The 26,306-nt window shown below is 52.5% G+C and carries 28 protein-coding genes; 17 read left to right on the top strand and 11 right to left on the bottom strand.

What is annotated here, in order from left to right; all coding sequences use genetic code 11:
• The first annotated feature begins 86 nt into the window (after positions 1–86).
• From RNAN_RS07990 to RNAN_RS07955, 8 genes are all read left to right on the top strand, one after another.
• Entirely contained in the window at positions 87–644 is a 558-nt protein-coding gene (locus RNAN_RS07990) for a hypothetical protein (protein WP_008220570.1), read from the top strand.
• 204 nt (positions 645–848) lie between these two features.
• Positions 849–2,204: a c-type cytochrome gene (locus RNAN_RS07985; protein ID WP_008220568.1), complete on the top strand. Its 1,356-nt coding sequence runs from the start codon at positions 849–851 to the stop codon at positions 2,202–2,204.
• Positions 2,205–2,231: 27 nt separating this feature from the next.
• Complete coding sequence (locus RNAN_RS07980) at positions 2,232–3,998, top strand: cytochrome c oxidase subunit I (RefSeq protein WP_008220566.1); 1,767 nt, start codon at positions 2,232–2,234, stop codon at positions 3,996–3,998.
• Positions 3,995–4,687, top strand: a complete 693-nt coding sequence (locus RNAN_RS07975; protein ID WP_008220564.1) for a cytochrome c oxidase subunit 3 — start codon at positions 3,995–3,997, stop codon at positions 4,685–4,687. The genes RNAN_RS07980 and RNAN_RS07975 overlap by 4 nt, the downstream gene beginning before the upstream one ends.
• A complete protein-coding gene (locus RNAN_RS07970; protein ID WP_008220561.1) occupies positions 4,684–5,358 on the top strand; it encodes a heme-copper oxidase subunit III family protein in 675 nt (224 codons plus the stop codon). The genes RNAN_RS07975 and RNAN_RS07970 overlap by 4 nt, the downstream gene beginning before the upstream one ends.
• Before the next feature lie 8 nt (positions 5,359–5,366).
• Positions 5,367–5,687: a cytochrome C oxidase subunit IV family protein gene (locus tag RNAN_RS07965; protein WP_008220559.1), complete on the top strand. Its 321-nt coding sequence runs from the start codon at positions 5,367–5,369 to the stop codon at positions 5,685–5,687.
• Positions 5,688–5,700: 13 nt separating this feature from the next.
• Positions 5,701–6,600: a heme o synthase gene (gene cyoE / locus RNAN_RS07960; RefSeq protein WP_008220557.1), complete on the top strand. Its 900-nt coding sequence runs from the start codon at positions 5,701–5,703 to the stop codon at positions 6,598–6,600.
• Positions 6,588–7,286: an SCO family protein gene (locus tag RNAN_RS07955; protein ID WP_148275682.1), complete on the top strand. Its 699-nt coding sequence runs from the start codon at positions 6,588–6,590 to the stop codon at positions 7,284–7,286. Before cyoE ends, RNAN_RS07955 begins: the two co-directional genes overlap by 13 nt.
• A gap of 49 nt (positions 7,287–7,335) precedes the next feature.
• Here the strand turns inward: RNAN_RS07955 and RNAN_RS07950 are convergent, their stop codons facing one another.
• From RNAN_RS07950 to lolB, 3 genes are all read right to left on the bottom strand, one after another.
• The gene (locus tag RNAN_RS07950) at positions 7,336–8,271 is read right to left on the bottom strand and encodes a ribose-phosphate pyrophosphokinase (RefSeq protein WP_040551871.1); all 936 of its coding nucleotides are present in this window, start codon (positions 8,269–8,271) and stop codon (positions 7,336–7,338) included.
• Between the two features lie 74 nt (positions 8,272–8,345).
• Complete coding sequence (gene ispE, locus RNAN_RS07945; protein ID WP_008220552.1) at positions 8,346–9,191, bottom strand: 4-(cytidine 5'-diphospho)-2-C-methyl-D-erythritol kinase; 846 nt, start codon at positions 9,189–9,191, stop codon at positions 8,346–8,348.
• Positions 9,188–9,844, bottom strand: coding sequence for a lipoprotein insertase outer membrane protein LolB (gene lolB, locus RNAN_RS07940; protein WP_008220550.1), 657 nt, complete (start codon positions 9,842–9,844; stop codon positions 9,188–9,190). The genes ispE and lolB overlap by 4 nt, the downstream gene beginning before the upstream one ends.
• Before the next feature lie 20 nt (positions 9,845–9,864).
• On the opposite strand from lolB, the gene hemA reads away from it, so the two are divergent.
• The 6 genes from hemA to kdsA all read left to right on the top strand — a co-directional run bounded on the left by hemA (position 9,865) and on the right by kdsA (position 16,028).
• On the top strand, positions 9,865–11,124 hold the full coding sequence (gene hemA / locus RNAN_RS07935) for a glutamyl-tRNA reductase (RefSeq protein ID WP_008220548.1): 1,260 nt from the start codon (positions 9,865–9,867) through the stop codon (positions 11,122–11,124).
• Between the two features lie 18 nt (positions 11,125–11,142).
• On the top strand, positions 11,143–12,234 hold the full coding sequence (gene prfA, locus RNAN_RS07930) for a peptide chain release factor 1 (RefSeq protein WP_008220545.1): 1,092 nt from the start codon (positions 11,143–11,145) through the stop codon (positions 12,232–12,234).
• On the top strand, positions 12,235–13,077 hold the full coding sequence (prmC, locus tag RNAN_RS07925; protein ID WP_008220544.1) for a peptide chain release factor N(5)-glutamine methyltransferase: 843 nt from the start codon (positions 12,235–12,237) through the stop codon (positions 13,075–13,077).
• Between the two features lie 88 nt (positions 13,078–13,165).
• Complete coding sequence (locus RNAN_RS07920; protein WP_008220542.1) at positions 13,166–14,725, top strand: response regulator; 1,560 nt, start codon at positions 13,166–13,168, stop codon at positions 14,723–14,725.
• 52 nt (positions 14,726–14,777) lie between these two features.
• On the top strand, positions 14,778–15,158 hold the full coding sequence (locus RNAN_RS07915; RefSeq protein WP_008220540.1) for a SirB2 family protein: 381 nt from the start codon (positions 14,778–14,780) through the stop codon (positions 15,156–15,158).
• Positions 15,159–15,179: 21 nt separating this feature from the next.
• Positions 15,180–16,028 (top strand): 3-deoxy-8-phosphooctulonate synthase, encoded by an 849-nt coding sequence (gene kdsA, locus RNAN_RS07910; RefSeq protein ID WP_008220539.1) that lies wholly within the window; start codon positions 15,180–15,182, stop codon positions 16,026–16,028.
• Positions 16,029–16,072: 44 nt separating this feature from the next.
• On the opposite strand, the gene RNAN_RS07905 is transcribed toward kdsA, so the two are convergent.
• From RNAN_RS07905 to RNAN_RS07890, 4 genes are all read right to left on the bottom strand, one after another.
• Positions 16,073–16,411 (bottom strand): DUF3718 domain-containing protein, encoded by a 339-nt coding sequence (locus tag RNAN_RS07905; protein WP_008220537.1) that lies wholly within the window; start codon positions 16,409–16,411, stop codon positions 16,073–16,075.
• A 224-nt stretch (positions 16,412–16,635) separates the two neighbouring features.
• On the bottom strand, positions 16,636–17,379 hold the full coding sequence (locus RNAN_RS07900; RefSeq protein WP_008220533.1) for a LytR/AlgR family response regulator transcription factor: 744 nt from the start codon (positions 17,377–17,379) through the stop codon (positions 16,636–16,638).
• Positions 17,363–18,433, bottom strand: coding sequence for a sensor histidine kinase (locus tag RNAN_RS07895; RefSeq protein WP_008220532.1), 1,071 nt, complete (start codon positions 18,431–18,433; stop codon positions 17,363–17,365). The genes RNAN_RS07900 and RNAN_RS07895 overlap by 17 nt, the downstream gene beginning before the upstream one ends.
• Before the next feature lie 11 nt (positions 18,434–18,444).
• Complete coding sequence (locus RNAN_RS07890) at positions 18,445–19,494, bottom strand: sensor histidine kinase (RefSeq protein WP_008220531.1); 1,050 nt, start codon at positions 19,492–19,494, stop codon at positions 18,445–18,447.
• Between the two features lie 169 nt (positions 19,495–19,663).
• Here RNAN_RS07890 and RNAN_RS07885 point away from each other — a divergent pair, with 169 nt between their 5' ends.
• The gene (locus RNAN_RS07885; RefSeq protein ID WP_040551888.1) at positions 19,664–20,677 is read left to right on the top strand and encodes a M14 family zinc carboxypeptidase; all 1,014 of its coding nucleotides are present in this window, start codon (positions 19,664–19,666) and stop codon (positions 20,675–20,677) included.
• The gene (locus tag RNAN_RS07880; protein WP_008220529.1) at positions 20,668–21,429 is read left to right on the top strand and encodes an alpha/beta fold hydrolase; all 762 of its coding nucleotides are present in this window, start codon (positions 20,668–20,670) and stop codon (positions 21,427–21,429) included. The genes RNAN_RS07885 and RNAN_RS07880 overlap by 10 nt, the downstream gene beginning before the upstream one ends.
• On the opposite strand, the gene RNAN_RS07875 is transcribed toward RNAN_RS07880, so the two are convergent.
• Complete coding sequence (locus tag RNAN_RS07875; RefSeq protein WP_008220528.1) at positions 21,410–22,138, bottom strand: tRNA-uridine aminocarboxypropyltransferase; 729 nt, start codon at positions 22,136–22,138, stop codon at positions 21,410–21,412. The two genes, RNAN_RS07880 and RNAN_RS07875, sit on opposite strands and share 20 nt — an antisense overlap.
• Before the next feature lie 89 nt (positions 22,139–22,227).
• Here RNAN_RS07875 and RNAN_RS07870 point away from each other — a divergent pair, with 89 nt between their 5' ends.
• Positions 22,228–23,130 (top strand): pseudouridine synthase, encoded by a 903-nt coding sequence (locus RNAN_RS07870; RefSeq protein WP_008220527.1) that lies wholly within the window; start codon positions 22,228–22,230, stop codon positions 23,128–23,130.
• Here RNAN_RS07870 and RNAN_RS07865 read toward each other — a convergent pair.
• Genes RNAN_RS07865 through aceK form a run of 3 tightly spaced genes read right to left on the bottom strand, consistent with a single transcriptional unit; the run spans position 23,127 to position 26,218 of the window.
• A complete protein-coding gene (locus RNAN_RS07865; RefSeq protein ID WP_008220526.1) occupies positions 23,127–23,579 on the bottom strand; it encodes a YaiI/YqxD family protein in 453 nt (150 codons plus the stop codon). The genes RNAN_RS07870 and RNAN_RS07865 overlap by 4 nt on opposite strands.
• A gap of 3 nt (positions 23,580–23,582) precedes the next feature.
• Positions 23,583–24,431 carry an NAD(P)H-hydrate dehydratase gene (locus RNAN_RS07860; protein WP_081502277.1) on the bottom strand — a complete coding sequence of 283 codons (849 nt, stop codon included), beginning with the start codon at positions 24,429–24,431 and terminating at the stop codon, positions 23,583–23,585.
• 35 nt (positions 24,432–24,466) lie between these two features.
• On the bottom strand, positions 24,467–26,218 hold the full coding sequence (aceK, locus tag RNAN_RS07855) for a bifunctional isocitrate dehydrogenase kinase/phosphatase (RefSeq protein ID WP_008220522.1): 1,752 nt from the start codon (positions 26,216–26,218) through the stop codon (positions 24,467–24,469).
• Between the last annotated feature and the right edge of the window lie 88 nt (positions 26,219–26,306).

The raw sequence follows: 26,306 nt of genomic DNA, 5'->3' as shown, positions 1-26,306 counted from the left end.
TAAAAAATGTACAAGCTGGATTGGTTAATATCAATAGTTTGCCCATGAGCAGTGGGGCCTACTCCAAGCCCGGTACGGAGGGTGTTATGTTAAGACGGTACTTTATCAGTGAAGATCTTGATGATCTTGAAGCGGTAGAGCGTGAGCTCGAACAGCAGGGAATTAATACGCCGCAAATCCATGTACTCAGTGAGCAGGATGCTAATGTTGAGTTACACCATCTACCTGAAGTGTCGCCAGTACTAAAAAGCGATGTAGTTCATGCGACTGAACTGGGCGCTGTGGTGGGTGTCATCGGCGCTGTGGTAGTGCTGGTGCTTGCTTACACTATGGGCTGGACTGACAGTGCGGCAGGCTGGGTGCCTTTTATCTTTTTAGCCATAGTGGTGTTGGGGTTTTGTACCTGGGAAGGCGGTTTTATCGGTATTCAGGAACCCAATGTGCATTTCAAACAGTTTCAGGATGTGCTGCGTCAGGGCAAGCATGTGTTGTTTGTTGATATTGACCCACAAGATGAAACTATTTTGAACCGCACAGTAAAGCGTCATCCTAAATTGCAGCTGGCTGGCAGCGGTGAAGGTGCGCCTGGCTGGGTGGTTCGGACTCAGATCTACTTTCGCCGTTTTATCAAAGCCATGCCCTGATAACTGCAAAATGTTCTACTGACCGGCGTACTGTGATACGCCGGTTTTTTATGCAAGGTTCTGTTTTATAGCCTATAGTCAGAGTCATAACAACGTCGTCTCCAAAAGGATGACGGGCTTAATGTCGTACGTACTGCTGTCTGGTTAATTTGTTGAAGTCGATACCTGGTACTTTTACTTTTAACAATAAGGAATAACAGCGTTATGGCAATTACCCTCGTTATCGTATTGTTGGTGATCGGCTCATTGCTGTTGCATTACTTCAGTGTCTGGTGGTTTACCCCGCTGGCGTCAAACTGGGCTTCCATTGATTTCACTGTCGATATTACCGTTTGGATAACCGGAGTCGTCTTTGTTCTGGTTAATCTGTTTCTGGCCTATGCAGTATTTCGCTTTCGCAGCCGCCCGGGCCATAAAGCACATTACGAACCTGAGAACAAAAAACTTGAAGGTTGGCTGGTTGCGCTGACCAGCGTGGGTATTGCCGCTATGCTGGCGCCCGGCCTTTATGTCTGGGCGCAGTTTGTACAGCCACCGGAAAACGCGATTGAAGTGGAAGCCTTTGGCCAGCAGTGGCATTGGCGTTTTCGTTTGCCCGGTGCCGATGGCCAGTTGGGCAAGGTAGATACGGCACTGATTTCTGAGCAAAACCCGCTGGGTATTGTCGAGTCCGATCCGGCCGGGGCTGACGATATTGTTATTCTGAGTAATGAACTGGTATTGCCGTTGGATCAGCCGGCTAAAATTCTGCTGCGCTCGGCAGATGTGCTGCACAATTTTACCGTACCGCAGTTCAGAGTGAAAATGGACTTGGTGCCGGGCATGGTTAGCACCCTGTGGTTTACCCCTACTCAGGCGGGGCAGTTTGATGTGTTGTGTGAAGAGTTATGTGGCACCGGCCACTTTGCCATGCGCGGCAAAGTCAGTGTGAAACCGGCGGAGCAATATCAGCAATGGCTGGCGCAGCAACAAACCTTTGCCCAAAGTCAAAGCGTGCCACAAGCCGATATTACTCAGGGACAGGCACATTATCAGCTATGTGCTGCCTGTCATGGCGACTCCGCAGAAGGCAATAAACAATTAAATGCCCCTGCGCTGGCCGGGCAGTCGGGCTGGTACCTGCGTCGTCAGTTGCATCACTACCAGCAGGGGATTCGAGGCACTGCTGAAGGCGATTTATATGGCGCACAGATGGCAGCGATGGCCAATACGGTAGCCGATCCTGCGACGCTGGAACATCTGTTGGCCTACATTGCCAGCCTGCCACCGGTTCAGGCAAGCGTTGCACAAGGTAACGCCGAGCGTGGACAAAGGTTATACCGTAGCTGTGCGGCTTGCCATGGTGCAGAGGCCAAAGGCAACTATGCGTTGAATGCACCCAGGCTGGCCGGGCTTGATGGCTGGTATCTGGAACGACAACTTAATTACTTTAAGCAGCAGATCCGCGGCAGCCATCCGCAAGATTTTTATGGCGCACAAATGAGCCTGGTAGCGCAGTCGTTGCAAACTGAGCGGGACGTTGCCGATGTCGTGGCCTATATCAATAGCCTGCAGCCCTGAGTCTGCCGCAGTGCTAAGGAGCAAATAATGACAATTTCGACCAGTTATGCCGCTGCGCATCAGCATGATCAGCCGGGCAGCTTCTGGACCCGCTATGTTTGGAGTCAGGATCATAAGGTCATTGCTATCCAGTACAGCCTGACGGCGATCTTTGTCGGCCTGGTTGCGCTGGTACTGTCGGCGTTAATGCGTTTACAGTTGGGCTTCCCTGGTCAGTTTTCCTTCATAGATTCAACGCATTATCTGCAGTTTGTTACTATGCACGGCATGATAATGGTGGTGTATCTGCTTACTGCACTGCTGCTGGGCGGTTTTGGCAACTACCTGATCCCGTTAATGGTTGGCGCCCGCGATATGGTGTTTCCGTTTCTGAATATGCTCAGTTACTGGACCTATCTGCTGTCAGTATTGGTGCTGCTGGCCAGCTTTTTTGTCCCCGGTGGCCCGACCGGCGCCGGCTGGACGCTGTACCCACCGCAGGCCATTCTGCCGGGTACACCCGGCTCCGGGGCGGGTATTCTATTGATGTTGATATCGCTGGCCATTTTTATCGTGGCTTTTACCATGGGCGGATTAAATTATGTCTGTACCGTGCTACAAGCCCGTACCCGTGGCATGACGCTGATGCGGATGCCACTGACCGTGTGGGGCATCTTTGTCGCCACTATTTTGGGTTTGCTGGCGTTTCCGGCCCTGCTGGTCAGTGCGGTAATGATGTTTTTGGACAAAACGGTCGGCACCAGCTTTTTTATGCCGGTGATCATGTCGATGGGCGAGCAACTTGACTATAGCGGTGGCAGCCCGATTTTATTTCAGCACCTGTTCTGGTTTTTTGGCCATCCGGAGGTGTATATCGTCGCGCTGCCGGCCTTTGGCATAGTGTCAGATATATTGGCGACCCATGCCCGCAAAAACATTTTTGGCTACCGGATGATGGTGTGGGCCATCGTCGCCATTGGCGGGCTTAGTTTTGTTGTCTGGGCGCATCATATGTATGTTAGCGGCATGAACCCATACTTTGGCTTCTTCTTTGCTACCACAACTTTAATTATTGCCGTGCCAACCGCGCTGAAAGTATATAACTGGGTGCTCACGCTGTGGCAGGGCAATATTCATCTGACGGTGCCAATGTTATTTGCCATTGGTTTTATTTTTACCTTTGTGCATGGCGGCCTGACCGGGTTGTTTCTTGGTAATGTCGTCGTCGATTTGCCATTGTCCGATACCTATTTTGTTGTCGGCCACTTTCATATGGTAATGGGCGTGTCACCGGTGATGGTGCTGTTTGCCGCTATTTATCACTGGTTTCCCAAGGTTAGCGGTAAGTTGTTGCATGATGGCTTGGGTAAGCTGCACTTCTGGGGGACTTTTATCGGCACTTACCTGGTGTTTCTGCCAATGCATTATCTGGGCTTCCTCGGTGTGCCGCGCCGTTACTATGCCATTTCCGGTACTGACTTTATTCCGGAATCAGCGCAAAGCCTCAATAGCAGTATCACCGTTGCGGCACTGGTGGTGGCGCTGATGCAATTGCTGTTTATTGCCAACCTGATTATCAGCCTGCGCTGGGGCAAAACAGCCAGCGCCAACCCTTGGCAGGCGACAACACTGGAATGGCAAACGCCACAAACGCCGCCGGCGCATGGCAACTTTGGCCCGCAACTGCCAACTGTTTACCGCTGGGCCTATGATTACAGTGTGCCAGGTGCCCGTGACGATTTTATTCCGCAGAATCTGCCCGACAGTGCTGTCGTGATAGACGATGCCCAGGCATATGCTAAGGCGGGCCAATGAGTATCTTCAGTAAACTGACCGAAAAGCCCTGGCTGGCACAACCAGAAGGGCAGGATGCGGCGTTACAGTATCTGCCGGATGATGTCTGGCCGCAGCGCACCGCACTAAAGTTTTTGCTGGCGGTGATCAGCGTATTGTTCTCATTGTTTATCGTCACTATGCTCGGACGCTCGCAGCTACCGGATTTTCAGGTGCTGGCTGGCGAGCCCTGGTTACCCTTGTCAGATCGCACCAGCCTGTGGCTTAACAGCGCGATCTTGCTGGGCAGCAGCCTGTGTATGCAATGTGCGCAGTGGCTTGCCCGCCAACAGCGGGGCAATGCGGTACTGGCGGCGCTGACGGCAGCCGTGGCGCTGGTTATGCTGTTTTTGTTTGCCCAGTACCGGCTGTGGCTGCAATTGGCTGATGCCGGTTTTGGTTTTACTGACACGGCAGCCAGTAACTACTTTTATCTGTTAACGGCGTTGCATGGCGCTCATTTGCTTGGTGGTGTCATCGCACTGCTGCCGGTGTTTTGGCAACTGGCAAAAGGCGGCACTGCAACCCTGGCAAAAACGCTGATCTTATGTTGCTGGTACTGGCACTACTTGCTGCTGTTGTGGTTGCTCTTGTTCTGGTTGCTGTCCAGTCCGGCCCAGACCATTAACACTCTGGCTGCTTTGTGTGGCTTTGGCGAGGCAAACTTATGAGCGGGCAGGTCGATAATAGTGCTGAGGCCAAAGGCTGGCACAGCGTAGTAAATGACTGGGCGGCGGACCAGCGCACGTTCAGAGTGTCCTGGGGTAAGCTGATGATGTGGATCTTCCTGTTGGGGGACACCTTTATTTTCAGCATTTTCCTGATCAGTTACATGACGGTGCGCTTGTCTGCAACCGATGCCTGGCCCAATGCCAGCCAGGTATTTGAGCTGGTGGTATTTGGCCATACGGTGCCGTTATTTTTGATCGCCATTATGACCTTTATTCTGATCACCAGCAGCGGCACTATGGCAATGGCGGTTAGCTGTGCCTATCGCAAACAAAAAAAACTGGCGGTGTATCTGATGTTAGCCACCGCCGTGCTCGGTGCCAGTTTTGTCGGCATGCAGGCGTTTGAGTGGAGTAAGTTGATTGCTGATGGCGTAAGACCCTGGGCGAATCCGATGGGCGCGGCACAATTTGGTGCAGCGTTTTTTATGATCACCGGTTTTCATGGCCTGCATGTCAGCGCCGGCGTGATATATCTGCTGGTGGTGGCGCGTAAGCTGTCACGTGGTGATTATGATCAGCGCGGCTATGAAATTGTCGAAATCAGCGGCCTGTACTGGCACTTTGTTGACCTGGTATGGGTGTTTATTTTTGCCTTCTTTTACTTATGGTGAGGTGAGTCATGTCTGCCGATCATGCCCAGCAGCACCCGATAAGCCTGTATTTTAAAGTTTGGGGCTTGTTGTTTTTACTGAGTTTTTTCTCTTACATGGTCGATTATTTACAGCTGCAGGGGCCGCTGCGCTGGACCCTGGTTCTCATTTTTATGCTGCTAAAAGCCGGGCTGATCCTCAGCGTGTTTATGCATGTGAAATGGGAGCGGTTGGCGCTGCAGTTACTGTTGTTTGTGCCGCTGTTTGCCATAGTAGTGTTTATTGCCCTGATGGCGGTTGAGGGGGACTATACCCACGCCCTGCGGCTATTGTATTTTAGCCAGCAGTAGACAGGAGCAGGCTATGACAGCGCTAACGGACAGTATCGGCTATGCCGTGAACAGCAACTGGCGGCATTACGTCCAATTGTGTAAACCCAAGGTCGTGCTGTTGTTAGTTATCACCGCTGTGGTGGGTATGCTACTGGCCGAGCCGCTGTGGCAGGATTGGCACAAGCTGCTTGCTGCCACCGCCGGCATTGCCGGCTCGGCCGCTGCCGCTGCGGTATTTAATCATCTGGCCGACAGCCGGATTGACCGCTTAATGCAGCGTACCCGCTATCGGCCACTGGTACGCGGTACCCTCACGGCAAAACAGGCATTAGTGTTTGCCATACTGTTGGCTGGCGTTTCGCTTAATCTGCTGTGGTGGCTGGTTAACCCGCTTACTGCCGTGTTAACCAGCATTGGTCTGATTGGCTATGCTGTGATTTATACCCGCTTTTTGAAATACCGCACGCCGCAAAATATCGTACTGGGGGGCTTATCCGGTGCTTTACCGCCGTTGTTAGGCTGGACCAGTGTTACGAACCAGCTTAGCCTGGAGCCATTATTACTGGTGCTGATTATCTTTGTCTGGACTCCGGCACATTTCTGGCCATTGGCAATAGACCGGCTTGACGATTACCGCCGCGCGAAAGTGCCGATGCTGCCGGTAACCCATGGTGTCGCTTATACCCGCGACGCTATCGTCGGTTATACCTTATTGTTGTTGCCGGTAACGGTGCTGCCGGTGTGTATTGGTATGAGTGGTCTGTTGTATCTGGTATCGGCGTTGTTGCTGGGCGGCTGGTTTTTATATTCGGCGTTAACATTGCGCCTATTGCCGCAGCGACAAAGCGCGATGCGTACTTTTTATGTCTCCATTTATTATCTGTTTGGCTTATTCGCCGCGCTGTTGGTTGATCACCTGTGGCGATTGTAACAGCGAACAATCGACAACAGCCGGTCAGGGTATCACTGGCAATACTGGGGTTGCTGCTGCTGGCGGTGTTGATGTGGCACTTCAGGCCGGTGCGCAGTGCGGCGCCGGCGTTGCAACAAGCGATACTGTTGTCAGCGCCACTGAGCCTGGGCGCGTTTCGTTTACAAGATCAGTACGGCCAACGCGTACAGGCCACCGATTTGCAGGGGCGCTGGCACCTGCTAAGTTACGGTTACACCTATTGCCCGGATGTTTGTCCGTTAACCCTGGCCAAACTGGCCTATTTACAGCAACAACTGGCACAGTACACCGAGTACCCGCAGTTAGATTTACTGTTTTACAGCATAGATCCCGGCCGCGACAGCACCACTGAGCTGGCGCGCTACCTGCAACATTTTGCTGCCGATATTCGCGGTTTACGCCCCGATCCGCAAGCGGCAACATTAGCCTTGCCATTTGAGCAGGCGCTGTCGTTACGTTTCAGTATTGAAGATGAGCAAAGCGGCACCGCAGATTATGCCGTTGCCCATGGTATTAGCTTGTATCTGCTAAACCCAGAGGCAAGACTACAGGCAGTATTTTTCCCGGCAAACCGGCCAGGTATGGCAGTACCAGAGTTTGATGTCGATATACTGCAAGCTGATTATCTGGCAATCCGGCGTTATCTGGCGACCCAAGCTGATTAACGCAAACGAAAAAGGCGCCTAATGGCGCCTCTGCAACAATAGTTGTCGCTTAGTCAAACATCGACGAGATAGATTCTTCGTTGCTGATGCGGCGGATACACTCAGCCAGCATTTCGCTTAAGGTTAACTGCCGTACTTTACTTACTGCCTTCATTTCGGCGGTCAGCGGTATGGTGTCGGTGATAATCAGCTCATCAATCACTGAGTTGGCAATATTTTGTGGCGCATTGCCAGAGAATACCGGGTGCGTGGCATAGGCAAATACGCGCTTGGCGCCTTGCTCTTTTAACGCTTCAGCCGCTTTACATAAAGTACCGCCGGTATCGATCATGTCATCAACAATAATACAGTCGCGATCTTTGACATCACCGATAATGTGCATTACCTGAGAGACGTTCGCTTTGGGCCGGCGTTTGTCGATAATAGCCAGGTCGGCATCGTTTAGCAGCTTAGCGATAGCGCGGGCACGTACTACACCGCCGATATCGGGCGATACGACTACAGGTGATTGCAGATCCTTTTTGCGCATGTCTTCAAGCAATACCGGGCTGGCGAACACGTTATCTACCGGCACATCAAAGAAGCCCTGAATTTGCTCGGCGTGCAAGTCAACGGTCAGTACGCGGTCAACCCCCACGCTGGATAAAAAGTCGGCGACGACTTTAGCGGTAATAGGCACCCGGGCAGAACGCACCCGACGGTCCTGACGGGCATAACCGAAGTACGGCATTACAGCGGTGATCCGACCGGCTGAGGCGCGGCGCAGCGCGTCTACCATCACGATCAGTTCCATCAGGTTATCATTGGTCGGCGCGCAGGTAGACTGGATAATAAACACATCAGAACCACGCACGTTTTCATTAATTTGTACGCTGACTTCGCCATCACTGAAACGGCCGACTTCGGCATCTCCCAGTTTAATGTACAGGCGGCTGGCGATTTTACTTGCGAGTTCTGGTATGGCGTTACCAGCGAAAACCTTCATGTCAGGCACGGTAGGATCCTCAGGGCAGTGGTGAGTCCGGTTTATCAATATGCCGCGTTAAACGCGGCCGTTACTTATTCGGTATCTGCCAACGCAGCCCATACAGGCGACTGGTTGACCCCTCTGGCAATAAAGCCCTGGCAGTTTGCCGGCAATTGCGTAAGGGCATGCTGAGCACTGGTCTGGTCCGGGAATGCGGCGAACACACTGGCGCCAGTACCCGTCATTTGACACGGCGCGTATTCTACCAACCACTGTAAGGTTATTGCAACATTCGGGTAGAGCCGCTCGACCAATGGTTGGCAGTCATTACGCCATGGGCTCTGGTGCAGTTGCTTAATAGAAATAGGCGGCGAATTTCTAATTAAATCAGGGTGCTGGAATATCTCTGCCGTGCTAACGTGGCACGCTGGCGTGACCACTAAGTACACCTTTTCTGCCAGGTTAACCGGCTGTAGTTTTTCACCGATACCTTCGGCAAAGGCAGTAAACCCACGCACAAACAGCGGTACGTCTGCACCCAATTGCAAGCCAAGTTCGGCTAGCGTGTCGACAGTTAAATTAAGCTGCCATAGCTTATTTAACCCCAGCAAGGTGGTAGCCGCATCAGATGAGCCACCGCCTAAACCACCGCCCATCGGCAGGCGTTTATCCAGGTAAATATCGCAGCCAAACGTGCTGTTGCTGTACTGCTGTAGCAGTCGGGCAGCACGCAGTACTAAATTTTGCTCGTTTATCAGTTCGCTGTTATTGCAATCAAGCGTAATGTGATTGTCGTGGCGCAGGGTAAAGGTTAGCGCATCGCCGACGTCCAGCAATTGAAATAGCGTTTGCAGGTTGTGATAGCCATCAGGCCGGCGGCCGGTAACATGCAAAAATAAATTCAGTTTCGCCACGGCGGGCAGCGTTAAGGCGTTCATTGCCAGCTCCGGATCACGATTTTTATTTCGCTGTCACTGCTTTGCAGTAATAAGCGTTGCGGCAGTGCCAGCGCGTCCGGGAAAAAGCGCTGATAACTCAGCTGCCAGACAATGCCGGTGCTGTCGGTGAGTTCAAAGGCAGTGACCCGGTCAAATTCATCGCGCACTATATTGCGGCCGCGTTTGCCGGGTAGGCCGCGTAAATACAGCGGCATATCATGAAGTGGCATCGACCAGCCCGCCAGTTGCCACAACAAGGTACTGGTATCAGCTGCCTGATAGGTTTCGCCCTTCACGCTGATGCTACTGAGGTTGCCATCATCGGTCAGTTCAAACAGGCTAATGCCCAAAAAGTTGCTCAGGCGGGCATTAAAATGTTCGCGGCTATGCTGCTGCCAGCGCAAATTACCGCTAATCGACTCGGCCGGGCTTTTAATGCCAACGCTGGCTTGTAGCTCAAACTGCTGCATAGCAAGCAGTTGCTGTTCGCGCTCAGTAACGTTTAGCGGCGCTTGCGCCTGTTTTGTTGGCTGCAGCAGGCTACAACCGGTGATCAGCAGTAACAACAAACCGCTTAACAGCGGTCGCAAAAAGGCATACACCACACTAAAGTCCTTCACTGTGCTTTTCTTGGGTTGGGCTTTTTCGTACAATTCGCCCCCTGACAATTCTGATGATACAGGTGATGGCCATTTTCGCACTCGGCATTAATCATAAAACGGCACCGGTGGCCCTGCGCGAACAAGTTGCTTTTGCGCCTGAGCAGTTGCCTGAAGCCTTGCGCGAACTGACCACGCTAACCAGTATTTCGGACGCGGTAATTTTGTCTACCTGCAACCGCACCGAGCTGTATTTTAACGGCAGTGCCAGCCAAGCGGAACAGGTAATTGCCTGGTTAGCGCAATTTCATGCCGTCAATGCTGCCGAGTTGCAGCCGCATTTGTATTTACATCAGGACAATGCCGCCGCTGAGCATTTAATGCAGGTGGCCGCCGGGCTCGACTCTTTGGTACTGGGCGAGCCACAAATTTTAGGCCAGGTTAAGCAGGCCTATAATCAGGCGCGTAATGCCGGCACGGTAAACCCACAGTTTGAACGCTTGTTTCAAAAAACCTTTGCCGTGGCCAAGCAGGTACGCACCGACACTGATATTGGCGCCAATGCGGTATCGGTGGCCTTTGCTGCGGTAAGCCTGGCACGGCAGATTTTTGGTAACCTGAGTAAAGTAAAAGTGTTATTAATTGGCGCCGGTGAAACCATAGAGCTGGTGGCTAAACACTTAAAAGAGCAAGGCGCCGCGCAGCTAACCGTAGCCAACCGCACTTATGAGCGGGCCGTGTTGCTTGCTGAGCAGTTTGGCGCTTCGGCCATTACACTGGCGCAGGTACCAACCCAGCTGGCTGATGCCGATGTGGTGATAAGCTCTACTGCCAGTACTTTACCCATAGTGGGCAAAGGCATGGTGGAACAAGCGCTGAAGCAGCGCAAGCACAAGCCGATGTTTTTAGTCGATTTGGCCGTGCCGCGCGATATCGAGCAGCAGGTAGGCGAGCTGGAAGATGCGTATTTATACACCGTAGATGACTTACAGAGCATAGTGGCGCAGAATCTGAATAACCGTCAGCAGGCAGCCGAGCAAGCCCGGCAAATGATCGCCGTCGGCGTGGCCGAGTTTAGCCAGTGGCTGACCTTACAAGGCAATGTCGACTGGGTGCGCGATTATCGCCAGCGCTGTGAGGCGGTGCGCACTGAGCTTTTGGCCAAAGCAGTAAACCAGTTAGCGGCCGGCCAGGATGCCGAGAAAGTGCTGGCCGAATTTTCCACTAAGCTGAGTAACCGGCTTATGCATAGCCCAACCAAAGCCATTCGTCAGCTGGTGCAGGATGATGAATTACCCAAACAATCACTGATCAACACCTTGTTAGATCTGTAAACAGGCACATAAAACACCATGAAAGAATCGGTATACCGTAAGCTTGAGGGCCTTGCTGAGCGCTATGAAGAAGTGCAGGCGCTGCTAAGCGACGCCAGTGTGATTAGCGATCAGAGCAAATTTCGCGAGCTGTCCAAAGAATACAGCCAGTTGGAAGATATCAGCAAAGCCTTTGCCGATTACCAGCAGGCGCAGCAGGATTTAGCCTCGGCTGAAGAAATGCAAAAAGACACTGACCCTGAGATGCGCGAAATGGCGCAGGAAGAATATAAGGCTGCCAGAGAGCGGATTGAGCAGCTGGATAAAGAGCTGCAGATTTTATTACTGCCTAAAGATCCGAACGACAACAATAACTGCTTTTTGGAAATTCGCGCCGGTGCCGGTGGTGATGAAGCGGCGATTTTTGCCGGTGATGTGTTTCGCATGTACAGCCGTTTTGCCGAAAAACAGCGCTGGAAGCTGGAGGTGATTAGCGCCAGCGACGGCGAGCACGGTGGCTATAAAGAAATTATTGCCAGTGTGCAGGGCGAGGGCGCTTACGGTACCTTAAAGTTTGAATCGGGCGGCCACCGCGTGCAGCGCGTACCGGCTACCGAATCACAAGGACGGGTGCATACCTCGGCCTGTACGGTCGCCATTATGCCGGAAATTCCGGAGAGCGAAGCGATAGAAATTAACCCGGCCGACTTAAAGGTCGATACCTACCGCGCCTCGGGTGCCGGTGGCCAGCACGTTAACCGTACCGACTCGGCTATTCGCATTACGCACTTACCTACCGGTATTGTTGTAGAGTGTCAGGACGAGCGCTCGCAGCATAAAAACCGTGCCCGCGCTATGAGTGTATTGCAATCACGTATTCAGGCGGCCGAAGATGAGAAACGCCGCCTGGCTGAAGAATCTACCCGCCGCTCACTGGTGGGCAGTGGTGACCGTTCAGAGCGTATTCGCACTTATAACTTCCCGCAGGGGCGTTTAACTGATCATCGCATCAACCTGACCATTTACCGGTTAAATGAGGTAATGGAAGGTGACTTAGATCAGGTGCTGGAGCCGTTAAAACAAGAGCATCAGGCCGACTTACTGGCCGCCCTGGCAGACGAGAACCGCTAAGTGGCGCCATGCCAAAGCCTTAGTCAGTGGCAAAAGCAGGCGCAGCACAAGCTAAGTCTGGTTAGCCCAACGGCAGATATCGAGGCGCGGCTGTGTCTGTGTCATGTACTAAAGGTGACTAACACCTATCTGTACAGCCACGCCCAGCGTCTGCTTACCGACACTGAGCTGGCGGCGCTTAACCAGCTGGTAAGCGCCCGGCTTACCGGGCAGCCGCTGGCCTATTTATTTGGCTACTGGCATTTTTACGATTTAAAACTGCAGGTAAACCCCAGCACCCTGATCCCGCGGGCGGATACCGAGCTTTTGGTCGAGCAGGCGCTTAGCCTGCCTCTGCCAGAGCAGGCCAGGGTACTGGACCTGGGCACCGGCACCGGTGCTATTGCACTGGCGCTGGCGGTAAACCGGCCACTGTGGCAACTCACGGCTGTAGACTATATCGCCGGGGCTGTAGCGCTGGCTGAGCAAAACCGCCAGCAGCTTAATATCCCTAACGTGGCGGTAGTGCAAAGTAACTGGTTTGACGCTATCAACGGGCAAAGGTTTGATCTTATCGTGTCAAACCCGCCTTATATTGACCCCTCTGACAGCCATCTAAGTGCGTTGCGTTTTGAACCTATTACCGCCCTGACCGCTTCGCAGCACGGCCTGGCCGATTTACGCCACATCATTGAACAGGCACCGGCGCATTTAACCACCGGTGGCTGGTTGTATCTGGAGCATGGTTATGATCAGGCAGAGGCCGTACGCGGCTTGCTAACCGCGGCCGGGTTTAATCAGGTGCAGTCACAGCGTGATTATGGCAACAACTGGCGCATTACGGGTGGCTGTTTAGCATTGTAATCGTTGCTTTTTCTTTGACCACGCTGCGTATCCGGCATATAACTAAGCAAGTAATCTTCATTTTATTAATCAGCTAAGGAATAAGCGGATGTCGGATGATTTTTTATTTGCAGAAGAGCCGGAGCAGGTTGAGTCTACAAACCACGGCAGCTGGAAAATCCTCATTGTCGATGACGAGCCTGAAGTGCACGCTGTGACTAAGCTGGCGCTGAGTGACTTTAGTTTTCAGGGCAAAAATCTGGCATTTTTCAGTGCCTATTCCGGTGCCGAAGCCAAACAGCTGATTGCAGAGCACCCCGATGCCGCCATTATGCTGCTGGATGTGGTGATGGAAACCGACGATGCCGGCTTACTGGTGGCCAGTTACATCCGTGAGCAGCTGCATAACGAGCATGTGCGGATTATTCTGCGTACCGGCCAGCCGGGGCAGGCTCCTGAGCGGCAGGTGATTATCAATTATGATATTAACGACTATAAATCAAAAACCGAGCTGACCGCGCAAAAGCTGTTTACCGTCATTATGTCCAGTTTGCGCTCCTACCGCGATATTCTGTCGTTGGAGCAAAGCCGGCTGGGTTTAGAGAAAATTATCAATGCCTCAGCCGATTTATTCTCATCGCATTCGATGGAGCAGTTTATTGATGGTGTGTTGCAGCAACTCACCTCGATTTTAGGCTGCGACGAAAATGCGCTGCTGGTCAGCTCGTCTATGGTGGCCGGTAATATCAGTGGTGACGTGTCCGATCCGCATAAACTGGTGGTGTTTGCCGGCCAGGGCGAGTTTGAGCGTCAGGAAGGCAAGCCTGTGCAGGAAGTGCTGGCGCCGGAGCTGCTCGATGCATTTGAAACCGCGTTAAAGTCACGTGGCATAGTGTACCGCGATAATTATCTGGTGGCTTACTGCACCAGTAAATTCACCCATGGCTCGCTGTTGTATATCTCGGGTTTACCGGGCGCCATCACTGCTAATCAGAAAAAGCTGATTGAGCTGTTTTCGCAAAATGTGCAAATTGCCTATGAGAATGTGCAGTTGCAACATGAGATTGAAGACACCCAGCGCGAAATCGTCTATCGCTTAAGCGAAGCGGTAGAGCATCGCTCAATAGAAACCGGCAACCATGTTAAGCGGGTCGCCTTTATTTGTTATGAACTGGGTAAGGCCTACGGTTTACCGGAAGAAGAAGCCGAGCGTTTAATGTTTGCTGCGCCGCTGCATGACGTGGGTAAAGTCGGCATTCCGGATGGCATTTTAAACAAGCCCGCCAAGTTACAGGGGCAAGAGTGGGAAGTGATGAAAACCCACGCCAGTATTGGCTATGAAATTTTAAAAAATTCTAAGCGCAGCATTATTCAGGCCGGTGCTGTTATTGCGCAGGATCACCATGAAAAATGGGACGGTAGCGGGTATCCGGCCGGTAAACAAGGTGAACAGATCCATATTTATGGCCGCATCGCCGCGCTGGCCGATGTGTACGATGCCCTGCGCCACCGCCGCTGTTATAAATCGGCCTGGAGCCTGGAGCAAGTGTTGGCGCATATTGAGGCTGAAGCCGGTAAACAATTTGACCCCAAACTGGTAGAAATTTTTAAAAGCCGGGTCGACAAACTTGAAGCAATACTGCAAAAATACCCGGACAGCGAAGACTAACCGACAGCCAGCTTAAGCTGGCTGTTTTATTAACCTGAAGGATATAATCACTATGTATATGGCTTACAAGCACATTCACCTGCTGATGGTGGTGCTGAGTGTCAGTTTTTTGCTCATCCGTTTTGCCATGAGTTTAAAGCTGGCGGCGTTATTACAGCATAAGTTTTTTAAGATAGCCCCGCATGTGATAGATACGCTGCTGTTGCTAAGCGCGGTAATGCTAATGCTGACATTGCAGCAATACCCCTTTGTAAACGCCTGGCTGACAGAAAAGTTTATTGCTGTATTGGCGTATATTGCACTGGCCGTCATGGCATTTCGTGGCCGCACTGCCTTTATTCGCTGGTTGTGTTTTTTAGGGGCGCTTGGCTGGCTCGGGCTGGCATTGCGGGTGGCCATTTCAAAACAGCCGGTGTTTTTACCTTTAGCCTGATAACCGAATTTTGGATCTGACATGAACGCTCATACTATTGCGGTTGCCGGCATTCCGGTAGCCAATCATTTACCCTTTGTGCTGTTTGGTGGCATGAATGTGCTCGAATCGCGCGACCTGGCTATGCGGATTGCCGAGCACTATGTGGAAGTTACCAGCAAACTGGGTATTCCTTATGTGTTTAAAGCCTCGTTTGATAAGGCTAACCGCTCGTCGGTGCACTCGTACCGCGGCCCCGGGTTAGACGAAGGCTTAAAAATCTTTGAAGAGATTAAACGCACCTTTAAGGTAGCGCTGATTACCGACGTGCACGAGCCTTATCAGGCAGCACCGGTGGCTGAGGTGGTGGATGTGATCCAACTGCCGGCGTTTTTGGCCCGCCAGACCGATTTAGTGGTGGCGATGGCGAAAACCGGTGCTGTGATCAACGTGAAAAAGCCACAGTTTTTAGCGCCGCACGAAATGCGCCATATCATCACCAAATTTAAAGAAGCCGGTAATGAGCAGGTGCTGCTGTGTGAGCGCGGCAGCTGTTTTGGCTATAACAATTTAGTGGTTGATATGCTGGGCATGGATGAAATGAAACAGTACGGCCCGGTGATCTTCGATGCGACCCATGCGCTGCAAAAGCCGGGCGGGCGCGAAAGCTCTGCCGATGGCCGTCGTGCCCAAGCTGCGCAACTGGCGCGCTCAGGTATGGCGCTGGGCTTAGCGGGGTTATTTATTGAAGCGCATCCGGATCCGAACCAGGCGAAATGCGACGGCCCCTGTGCCTTACCGCTGGCGAAGTTAGAGCCTTATTTACAGCAGATGAAAGCGGTGGATGATTTAGTCAAAAGCTTTGCCACTTTGGATACTGCTGCCAACTAAACCTGCGCAGGAGCCGCCTTTGGCGTGCTCCTGCCAGCTGTTGCTTAGTTTGGCGCTGCTGCCACATCTTGTATGGTCACCCGGCCTTTCATGCGGGCCTCATAGGGCTCCAGCATGGCAGCCACCTTAAAGGCTTGCTGGTTACGGGCAAAGTCGGTCAGAGCCTGACCATTACAGACCACTTTAGCCACCGCGTTTTGTTTGCTGATACGGTAAGCTTTTAAGGTTTTATGCAACCCCAGCCGGTCATCGGCGGCGGTTTCACTACATACTTCGACCAAAGCGTTATTGATATAGCGGTTTGGTAATTCGTTGCCGGCAAAAGCCGGTACTGCCACACTGGCACTGGCCAGAGATACTGCGAATAGAAGGGCGGTTTTCATTGTGCTGTCCTCTGTCGGTTGGGTGAATATGGCATTTGCCATATCCACAGTGTGGCGCACTAAGCAGGGGTTTACCGCTGCCTTGGGACAGGCGGAAGAGGCCTTGTTATTAAGTGATAAGCCGGTGCTGGCGCGGGATAAACGGTGCCCGGTGTATAGTGCTCAGTGTTAAGTGCTGAGTGCTTAGTGTTAAGTGTTAAGTGTTTAGTGCTAAAGCCTTATGTTTAATGCTGGGCCACATTGTCCAGTTTGTCCTGCCAGTTTAATTTGTAACGCCGGGATGCCGGCACCGTCTTGCCGTTGCTTAAGCAAAACGTATAGTCATTATTATGCGGCTGTACCTTATGCACATGATGCAGGTTAATCAGTACCGAGCGGTGCACCTGAACAAAGTGACCAGGCAGACGCTGCAGCAGCTCTTTCATGGTTTCACGGATAATAAGAGTTTCACTGAGGGTGTGAATACACATATAGTTGCCAGCAGCCTCTATTAGCAGTATGTCAACATCATCCAGTAGCAAGGTAGAGGCGCCGGTTTTAAAACTCAGCTTGTTTGGCGCTGCGGCCTGGTACAGTGCCGCTGGCTTATCCAGAGCTGTGCGCGCATCCAGTAAGGTTTGCGCCAGGCGCTGGCGCGACACCGGTTTGAGTAAATAGGCAAAAGCAAAATGTTCATAGGCAGCAAAAGCGAATTGCTCATAGGCGGTGACTAAAATAAACAGTGGTCTTGCCAGCGATGAGCTTTTGCCGGAGCGCTGCAGAATGTCGATGCCCTTTATGCCCGGCATCTGAATGTCGAGAAAAACGATATCCAGATCAGGCCCGCCTTGCAGATACTGCAAAGTGTCGTCACCGTTATCAAAACACTGCACGATCTGTAGGTTAGGGTACACCGCCAGCTTGGCTTTTAAGTTACTGATAGCCAGGGGTTCATCGTCGGCAATAATGACTTTAAGGCTGTTGTGCATCAAGGGCCTCCATTGCAATGGTTAACTGGCTGAAAAAATCATTGCCGTTAAGGCTCAGCGTCAGGCTGGCCTGATTGGCAAACAGCAGTTGTAGCCGTTCGGCCAGATTAATCAAGTTCGCCGGTTGTTGCGGTTCAGGCCAGCCGGCGTCGCCGACGGCCCCTTGTTTCGCCAGCTTAACCAGCAGCTGTTTGGCGTCAGCCTCAATGGTTATCTGCAGGCAAACCGGTGTAGCCACTTCGGCTACTGCATAATGAATGGCGTTTTCGGCCAGTGGCTGTAATAGCAAAGGCGGAAATTGCAGCTGCAGCGGTGCTTTTGGCAGCTGCCACTGCAACGTTAAACGCTCACCAAAACGGATTTGCTGAATAGCCAGATAGGCTTGCAGGGCGTCCAACTCTTGTTGCAGTGGAATAAATTCATCCTGCTGGTTTTTCAGGGTATGACGTAAATATACCGAAAGATGCTGAATTAATTGCTCGGCGGCCGCGCCGTTACGCTGCACAATCAGGGCATTTAACGCATTTAAGGTGTTAAACATAAAATGTGGGTTGAGCTGATAGCGCAGCACCTTAAGCCTGGCCTGACGGGCTTGCTGCGCTAACTGCTGTTGCTGTTGCACGCTGGCATAATGTAGCTGGTTGGTTTTAATCAGCATAAACACCGCCAGCCAGCCGGCCAGAGGCAGCAATACTAACGAGAAAGCCAGCAGATATTTCAGTGGTGACGTTACCCCCAGCACCATATCGCTGGCGTAGTGCATAATCAGATATTGCCGCAATAGCACCATCGCCAGCCACAACGGCACAAGGTAGCACAGCAAGCGGCGTAGCTGTGGCCACAAGGCCCGTTGCTGTTGCAGCTCTTGCTGGCCCAGCAGACCGGTCAGACCAAGGTTGATTAGTGTGATCAGGCTGTAAATCCAAAGATAGGGCCAGGTGGCTTCGTTTTGTAGCGGCACCAACACGGCTAAATGGATAAATTTCACCAGCAGATAACTTAACCAGTACAACAAGTGCCAATACCAAAACCGATAAAGCGGGCGGCTATGCATCTGCACCATCCTTAACACGACTGCCAGGGCAGCTGAATACTTACCGTAAAGCCCTGCGGGCTGGCGCCAACCTCCAGCCGGGCCAGCTCGCCAAAGTGTTGTAATAGCCGGTTACGGATATTCGTCAGCCCGACACCGCCGCCACTATGGCCGCTATCCAGCACCGAGCCCGGGCCATCATCGCTGACGGTTAATTGCAGGCAATCCTGCTGGCGCTTACCACCTATGGTGATAGTTGCGCCCTGTTTGCGGGTGGCTACCGCATATTTAATGGCATTTTCTACCAGGGGTTGTAGCAACAACGCCGGAATACGCTGTTGTTTCAGGCTGTCGTCTATTTGCCAGTTTACCTTTAGTTTGTTGCCGAAACGGGTTTTTTGCAGTTGCAGATAAGCATTAATGGCCTGTAATTCGTCGGCCAGTTGCACCAGGCTGTCCGGCGCTTTACTTAACGAGTAGCGTAAAAACGTCGCCAGTTGTTCTGACATGGTTTCAGCATCATCGTAACGCTCTGCTTCGAGCAGCGCACAAACAGAATTGAGCGCGTTAAAAGTAAAGTGTGGGTTGAGTTGATGGCTAAGTGCCTGTAGCTCCAGTTGCTGGACTTTCTGGCTTAGCGCGTGGGTTTGGGCCAGCCGCTGCAGCTGCTGCTGATACACCAGCAAGGTCAGATAACAGGCCGCCCAGACAAAGAACGCCAGCACAGAGGTATCCAGATTACCTATCAGCATACGCAGATCGACAATCTCTTTATCCCACAGCAGCAACCAAAAGGCATTTTCTGCCGGGATATAACAAGCCGCTAACAGCACGACACCGGGCAGCAATTGCCAGCTGCTAAAGGCTTGTTGCAGCAAACGCTGATAAGTCCAGACAATCAGGGCCCCGGTAAGTAGCATAGCCACCAGCTCGCTGGCCGCCATCATCGGCAGATACCGCCACTCATAAGGTTTAGTGTGCAGTATGGCATTGTGCCAGGAGCTTAACACGCCAAGCGAAAAAATCGCCAGCCAGTAATACAGGTTAAAACGCAGTAACGCGCCCAGGCTGACAGGCGGCATAAGTGTCTCCGGCATAATGTGGTGCGCCAAGTATAGGCCAGCTGTATGTCTTTGGGGGTATCGCAGGATAACCGGATGAAAATACGGGGCAAATCTTCATAAAACTGCCATTTTTTTCGCCAGGCCATCCGTTAAGCTGTCATGCGAATGTCATTTGATTTTTGCTGAGGTGAGGTTGCAACAGCAGGATATTTTGCCGGAGCTGGCACAGCTTGGGCAGCTGATTGCCGATGCGCCGGCGGCGCTACGCGTGGAGGTATTAGCCCAGGTGCCGCATATGAGCGGGAAACTGCCGCTGTATGCCTTGTCGCTTGGCAACCCGGACCCAACACTACCTGCAATGGTGCTGACGGGCGGCGTGCATGGACTGGAGCGTATTGGTACTCAGGTGGTATTAGCTTACCTGCAAACCTTATTGCAGCGCCTGCCATGGGATATTACGCTGCGCCATGCCCTGCAGCAAGGTTGTATTTATTTTCTGCCCTTAGTAAACCCTGCCGGCATGGCCAATGGCTGGCGGGCAAATGGCAACAGTGTTGATTTGATGCGCAATGCGCCGGTCGAGTGCCACGAGGGGGCCGCCTGGCTGGTGGGCGGACAGCGTATTAGCCGTATACTGCCGTGGCATCGCGGCCGGCAGGACAAAATGGAGCTGGAAAGTCAGGCGCTGGTCGATTTTATTAAACGTGAGTTATTTAGCCGGCCATTTTCACTGGCGCTGGATTGTCACTCGGGCTTTGGCCGCACCGACAGGATCTGGTTTCCTTATGCCAAAAGCCGGCAGCAACCCATCGCACACTTAGCTGAAATGGCACGGCTGCGGCAGTTGTTTTTGCAAACCTACCCGCATCAGAACTACATCTTTGAGCCGCAGTCGCAGCATTACCTGTGTCATGGCGACCTCTGGGATTATTTGTACGATTTAGCGGTGCAACATAATACGACGCTACTGCCGCTGACATTGGAAATGGGCTCGTGGAACTGGGTACGGAAAAACCCGTTTCAGCTGCTCTCCAGCCTCGGCATGTTTCATCCGGTTAAGCCGCATCGCGTCAAACGGGTGCTGCGCAGCCACCTGATCCTGATTAACTTTTTAATTAACGCCACGCTGTCGTACCGCAACTGGCTGCCGCTTAGCCAGCCTGAACTGTTGCTGCAACAGGCGAGGGCCCTATGGTACTAAGCCAAAACACACCCGTGTTACTGCTGCGTGGGTTAAGCCGGGAGCAGCGACATTGGGGGCGGCTGCGGCCTGTGTTGTCATCAGCACTGCCTAATCCGCTATTAAGCTTTGACTATGCTGGCTGCGGCGAGCTGTACCAACAGCATTCCGCAGCGGATATCGCGCTGCTGCGCCAGTCTGTGCGCCAGCAACTGCAGCAGTCATCCGCCTTTACTGGTCAGGTGCATCTGGTGGCACTGTCGTTAGGCGGCATGCTGGCGCTGGACTGGGCAATACAGTATCCGCAAGAGGTCGCCTCTGTCGTGCTGATTAACAGCAGCGCCCGGCCGCTGTCTCCGTTTTATCAGCGTTTACGCTGGCGCAATTACCCGGCGCTACTGGCCTTGCCCTGGCTTAGTCTGCCACTGCGTGAACAGCTGATCTTACAGCTTACTTGCCATAAAGCCCGGCAAGATCCTCAGTTGGTAAAGTGTTGGATTGGTTATCAGCAGCAGCGACCGGTAAGCCGTGCCAATATGCTGCGCCAGCTCTGGGCGGCAGCGCGGTTTCGGCTGTCGGCACCGCCTGTTTGCCCGTCTTTGGTGTTAAGTAGTGCGGCAGATAGCTTAGTTAACCCAGGCTGCTCGTTAGCCTTAGCCCGTTATTTGCGCGCAGAGCATCAGCAGCACAGTTGGGCCGGGCACGATATCGCACTGGATGACCCAGACTGGTTGGCGGCGCAAATTGCCGGCTTTATTCAGCGTCAAGTTTAAGGTGAGGTTTACCGGCGACATAAGCCTGGCGAAATAGCAGAAAATACTGCGCCAGCGCTTGCGCAGCTGTCGTATCGTTAGCCAGTTTTAACACTTCAACCGCCACCTCGGCGGTGCACAGCTGATGCAGATGCGCTGCTTCGCGCAGTAAATAGGTTGAGCCTTGCTCGCTTTGAATCCCCAGCACCGGCAGCTGCTGCAAATAAGCACTTTTAAACATTTTTTTTGCTTCGCGCCAGGTACCGTCCAGCATGATAAACAGCGGTGTTTTCCCGCTTTGTATCGCGCTAAGTTCAAGCGGGCTGTTGATACAGCGCGCAGGTTCGGCGTATTGCGTAGGAAACACCACTACAGGCGCATAATCAGGGTTGGTTAACAGGGCCAACAGCGCCGGATCGGGCCGGGTTCTGTCCCAGACAAAGGCATGATTATCCGCAATCACATCGGCAATAATGCGGCCGGTATTACTCGGCTTGTAACACTCGCCGGTATACATAATAAAGCAAAACGCACTGTGGCTTTTTACTTGGGGTCTGGCGGCGCAAATACATTCGGCTTTGGGCAACAGGCAGCTATCGCAACGCTTTACCTTACTGCCCCGGGCGTTAAACACCCGGGTGGCTTTGGCCAGTTCAGTGGCGCGAAGCTGTAACACGGCATTGTGGTGGGAGGGCTTAGACACTGTAGGGGGCAAAGTGCTGTCTGACATAGTGAACATCTGCTGCAGGCGGCCAAAAGTCGGCTATTGTAACGGCTTTTATGCTAGACTGCGCGCTGATTTTTCGCCAGGAAACGTCTGTGTCTATTGCCCGTCAAGCCTCTGAAATTACCCTGCCGGCGCCGGATAAGCGCTGGCCGACGGTGTATGCGTTTTTGTGCCGTCATTTTGCCCGCATTAGCGCCGATATTTGGCGTGAGCGGATTTTAGCTGGCAAGGTGCATTGGTTTAATGGCGAAGCTATTACGCTGCAAACGCCTTTTTTAGCCGGTAAGCGGTTGTGTTATTACCGCGAGGTTGCCACTGAGCCGGCCATCCCGTTTAACCATCAGATCCTGTATCAGGATCAGCATATCCTGGTGGCGGATAAACCGCACTTTTTACCGGTAACGCCGGGTGGTGAATACGTTAATGAGTGCTTACTGGCACGGTTAAAGCGCGACACTGGTATTGACGATATGGTGCCGGTGCACCGGCTGGATCGCGATACGGCTGGTCTGGTGTTGTTTTCTATCAATGCGCAAAGCCGGGCGGCCTATTATCAGCTGTTTCAGCAGGCGCAAATCACTAAGCTTTATCAGGCCGTGGCGCCGTTAAGCCCGGCAGCCCAACACTGTGCACTGCCAAAACAGTGGCAGATAGCTAACCGGATTGAAAAAAGTCAGCCGCGGTTTATTAATGCCATAGTGGCCGGTGAGGTAAATGCGCAATCAACTATCAGCCTGGTGGCCAAAAGCGGCGAACTCGGGTTGTTTGAGCTGACACCGCACAGTGGTAAAACCCATCAGCTACGCCTGCATATGCTTAGCCTGGCGATGCCGATTTTGCATGATACTTACTACCCCAAGCTGCAACCGAAGCAGGCACCGCAGTTTGATAAGCCATTGCAATTGCTGGCGAAACAGTTAAGTTTTACCGATCCGCTAAGCCAAAAACAGCAGCAGTTCAGCAGTAAGCAGCAGCTGTCAGCCTGGCCGGGTTAACCTTTCGCATGCTGCTGTAGCAGTTTATCCAGCTGATTGGCAAAGGCCTGGCGATCGCTTTGGTTTAGCGGTGACGGGCCGCCGGTATGCACACCGCTGCCGCGCAGGGTGTCCATAAAATCCCGCATAGTGAGTTTTTGCTTAATAGTATCGTTACTGTACAACTCGCCACGCGGGTTAAGCGCAAAGCCGCCTTTGGCTAATACCTCAGCGGCCAGCGGAATATCGGCAGTGATCACTAAATCGCCGGCTTCACAGCGCCTTACTATTTCGTTGTCGGCTTCATCAAAGCCGCTTGATACCGTGATGGCTGAAATAAACTTCGATGGCGGTACGCGGATCGGCTGGTTAGCTACCAGCAAGGTGGTTATTTGTTTGCGCTCGGCAGCGCGAAAAATAATGTCTTTAATCACCACCGGGCAGGCATCGGCGTCGACGTAAATTTTCATCTGTCAGGATTTTCCGTTTAGCAGTGGCTGCAAGTGCGGCAGTATAGCAGTTGCCAGCAAGCCGCGCTCGCCCCGGACGGCTGCCAGCTGGTCTGCCGCAGTACCATGCAGATAACCTCCCAATGCCGCGGCATCAAAACCGGTTAAACCCTGTGCCAGCAGCGCGGCAATAATGCCGGACAATACATCGCCCATACCGCCGCCAGCCATGCCGGGATTACCGCAGTCAAGCCTGGCCAGCTGCCGCTCTGGCCCGGCGATCAGGCTGGTATGGCCTTTTAGCAATACAGTGCCGCCAAAGCGTTGCTGCAGTTGTTGTACTGCCGCGACTCTGTCGTGCTGAATATCAGCGCTGCTGCAACCGAGCAAACGTGCGGCTTCACCCGGGTGTGGCGTCAGCAGCCAGTTGTCGCGTTTTAACTGTTGTTGCTCAGCTTGGGGTAAGGCCGCCAGATAATTCAGCGCATCGGCATCAAGTAACAGCGGCTTATCAGATGCCAATGCCTGAGCCAGTAAAGCTGTGCCCCAGCTGCACAGGCCAAGACCCGGCCCTGCCAGCAGCACGGTGGCCCGCGTTATCATGTCATTAATGTGTTGGTGGCTCACCATCACTTCCGGCTGACGGCACAGCATGGCGCTGACATGCTCCGGCCGGGTGAACAAGCTGACTAAACCTGCCCCGCAGTGCGCTGCGCTTTGTGCTGCCATTATTGCCGCGCCGCCATAGCCGTGGTCGCCACCGAGCACCAGTACATGGCCAAAGTCGCCTTTATGCGCCTGGGGCAACCTGGCGGGCAATAAGCGGTTTAGCCAATGGGCTGAAACCGGCTGAATAGTGGTTGGGCTCATCATTAGCTGCCCTGTTTAGTGAAGTTATAGTGATAAAGCTAGTGCGGTTCGCTGCTGTTGTCATCCTGATAAGCATGGTAAAAGCGCATGTTGTCGGGGTAGGGGAAAATATCTTCTACCACGCCATTGCGGATATTTTGTTGCTTCTGCCGCCAGTAAGCGGCATCAAGCAGTTCAGGATGTTTGCTAAACAGCAGCTCGCGGATTTGCGGTTGCGGCGTGACAAAAGTAGCCATTTGCTCGGGAAATACATCGCCGGGCGCAGCACACACAGTGCCTTCGGCAAACATGGCGTCTTCGTAGTTTTCGGTTTTCGGAAAGCTTCTGAAATTTACATCCAGCATATACTGCACTTCGTCATAGTCGTAAAACACCACCCGCTTGTGCCGGGTTACGCCAAAGTTTTTTAGCAGCATATCGCCGGGGAAAATATTCGCCGCCAGCATCTGTTTAATCGCCTGGCCATAATCGTCCATAATATGGGCTTTTTCTTCATCTGAGGCGTGCTCCAGATATAAGTTTAACGGGATCATGCGACGCTCTATATACAGATGTTTAATCACGACTAAATCATCTTCAAAGCTAAGCGAACCAGCGATGGCCTGTTGCAGCTCTTCCAGCAGCTCGGCCGAAAAACGGTTTTTCGGCAGCGCCACGTATGAATATTCCAGGGTGTCGGCCATGCGGCCAACCCGGTCGTGCTTTTTAACCAGTAAATAACGCGCTTTAACGGTGTCGCGGCCAAATTCTTTGCTGGGGGCAAATTTATCGCGGATCACTTTAAACACATAAGGAAAGGATGGCAGGGTAAATACCATCATCACCATACCCCGGGTGCCGGGGGCGGCAACAAACTGATCGTTACTTTTGTCCAGATGGCTTAAAAGCTCGCGGTAAAATTCGGTTTTACCCTGTTTATGCAAGCCGATGCTGGCATAGAGTTCTGCCAGGGTTTTATGTGGCAGCAGTTCGCGCAAAAAGTGCACTAACGATGACGGCACCTGCGTCGCCACCATAAAATAAGCGCGGGAAAAGCCAAAAATAATCGTCATTTGCTGGGCGTCGGTTACCAGCGTATCGATAAATAAGCCGGCGCCTTCGCGGTGCAATAACGGAATAATAAACGGCTGCTGGCCATCCGGAGTTACCGCGCGGCCGACAATATAGGCAGCTTTATTGCGGTAAAACACTGACTTTAAAATATCAAAACGAATTTGGTACACCGGGTGGCGGCCATGGCTGGACTGCGCCATAAAGCTTTTTACGATTAAGCGGATATCGCGGTCCAGGTTAATAAAAGGCGTAATAAAGCCAAAGCCGGAGACTATATTGCGAATCGTCTGCTTTAAGCCGTCCTGCGCCGGAAAGTAGCTGTCGTACACCGAGGCAATGGGCGCCGGTAAATGCTGTTTACTTAGGGTCGACTCAACAAAAATATTCTGATTATGAAAATATTTACGCTCGAACAGCTGACAAAACACCGAGTTATAGAAGGTCTCGGCCAGTTCGGCTTGCGGGTGAAACGCCAGAAACTCCATGTAATGCTGCTTGACCTGCTGCCATAGCGGTTCATTTAAACACTGGCTGGGCAGCTCGCTGGCCAGATGGGTAATGGCCTCGGTGACCCGCTGATCGTAAAACGAAATACGATCAGAGCTGTCTTGCTGAAAGGCGCGCCAGTCGGCCAGTTCAAAACGCTGCTTGGCTTTGGCTGTTATCGCCTGAAACAGGCTAAAGTGGCGGCGAAACCCTTTTAAAATAATCTCGGCAATTTGTTTTGCCTGGCTCATGCTGCTATCTGCCGTAAGGATATTGAGCTGACACTCTAATCAGGAATAGCAGGAATTACCAGTACAGCGCGGGCAAATGCCCGCGTTG

Origin of the sequence: Rheinheimera nanhaiensis E407-8, assembly GCF_000296695.1 — a bacterium.
Taxonomy (GTDB): domain Bacteria; phylum Pseudomonadota; class Gammaproteobacteria; order Enterobacterales; family Alteromonadaceae; genus Alishewanella; species Alishewanella nanhaiensis.
Note: the sequence above shows the minus strand (reverse complement) of the source record. Positions and strands in the feature narration are given on the sequence as shown.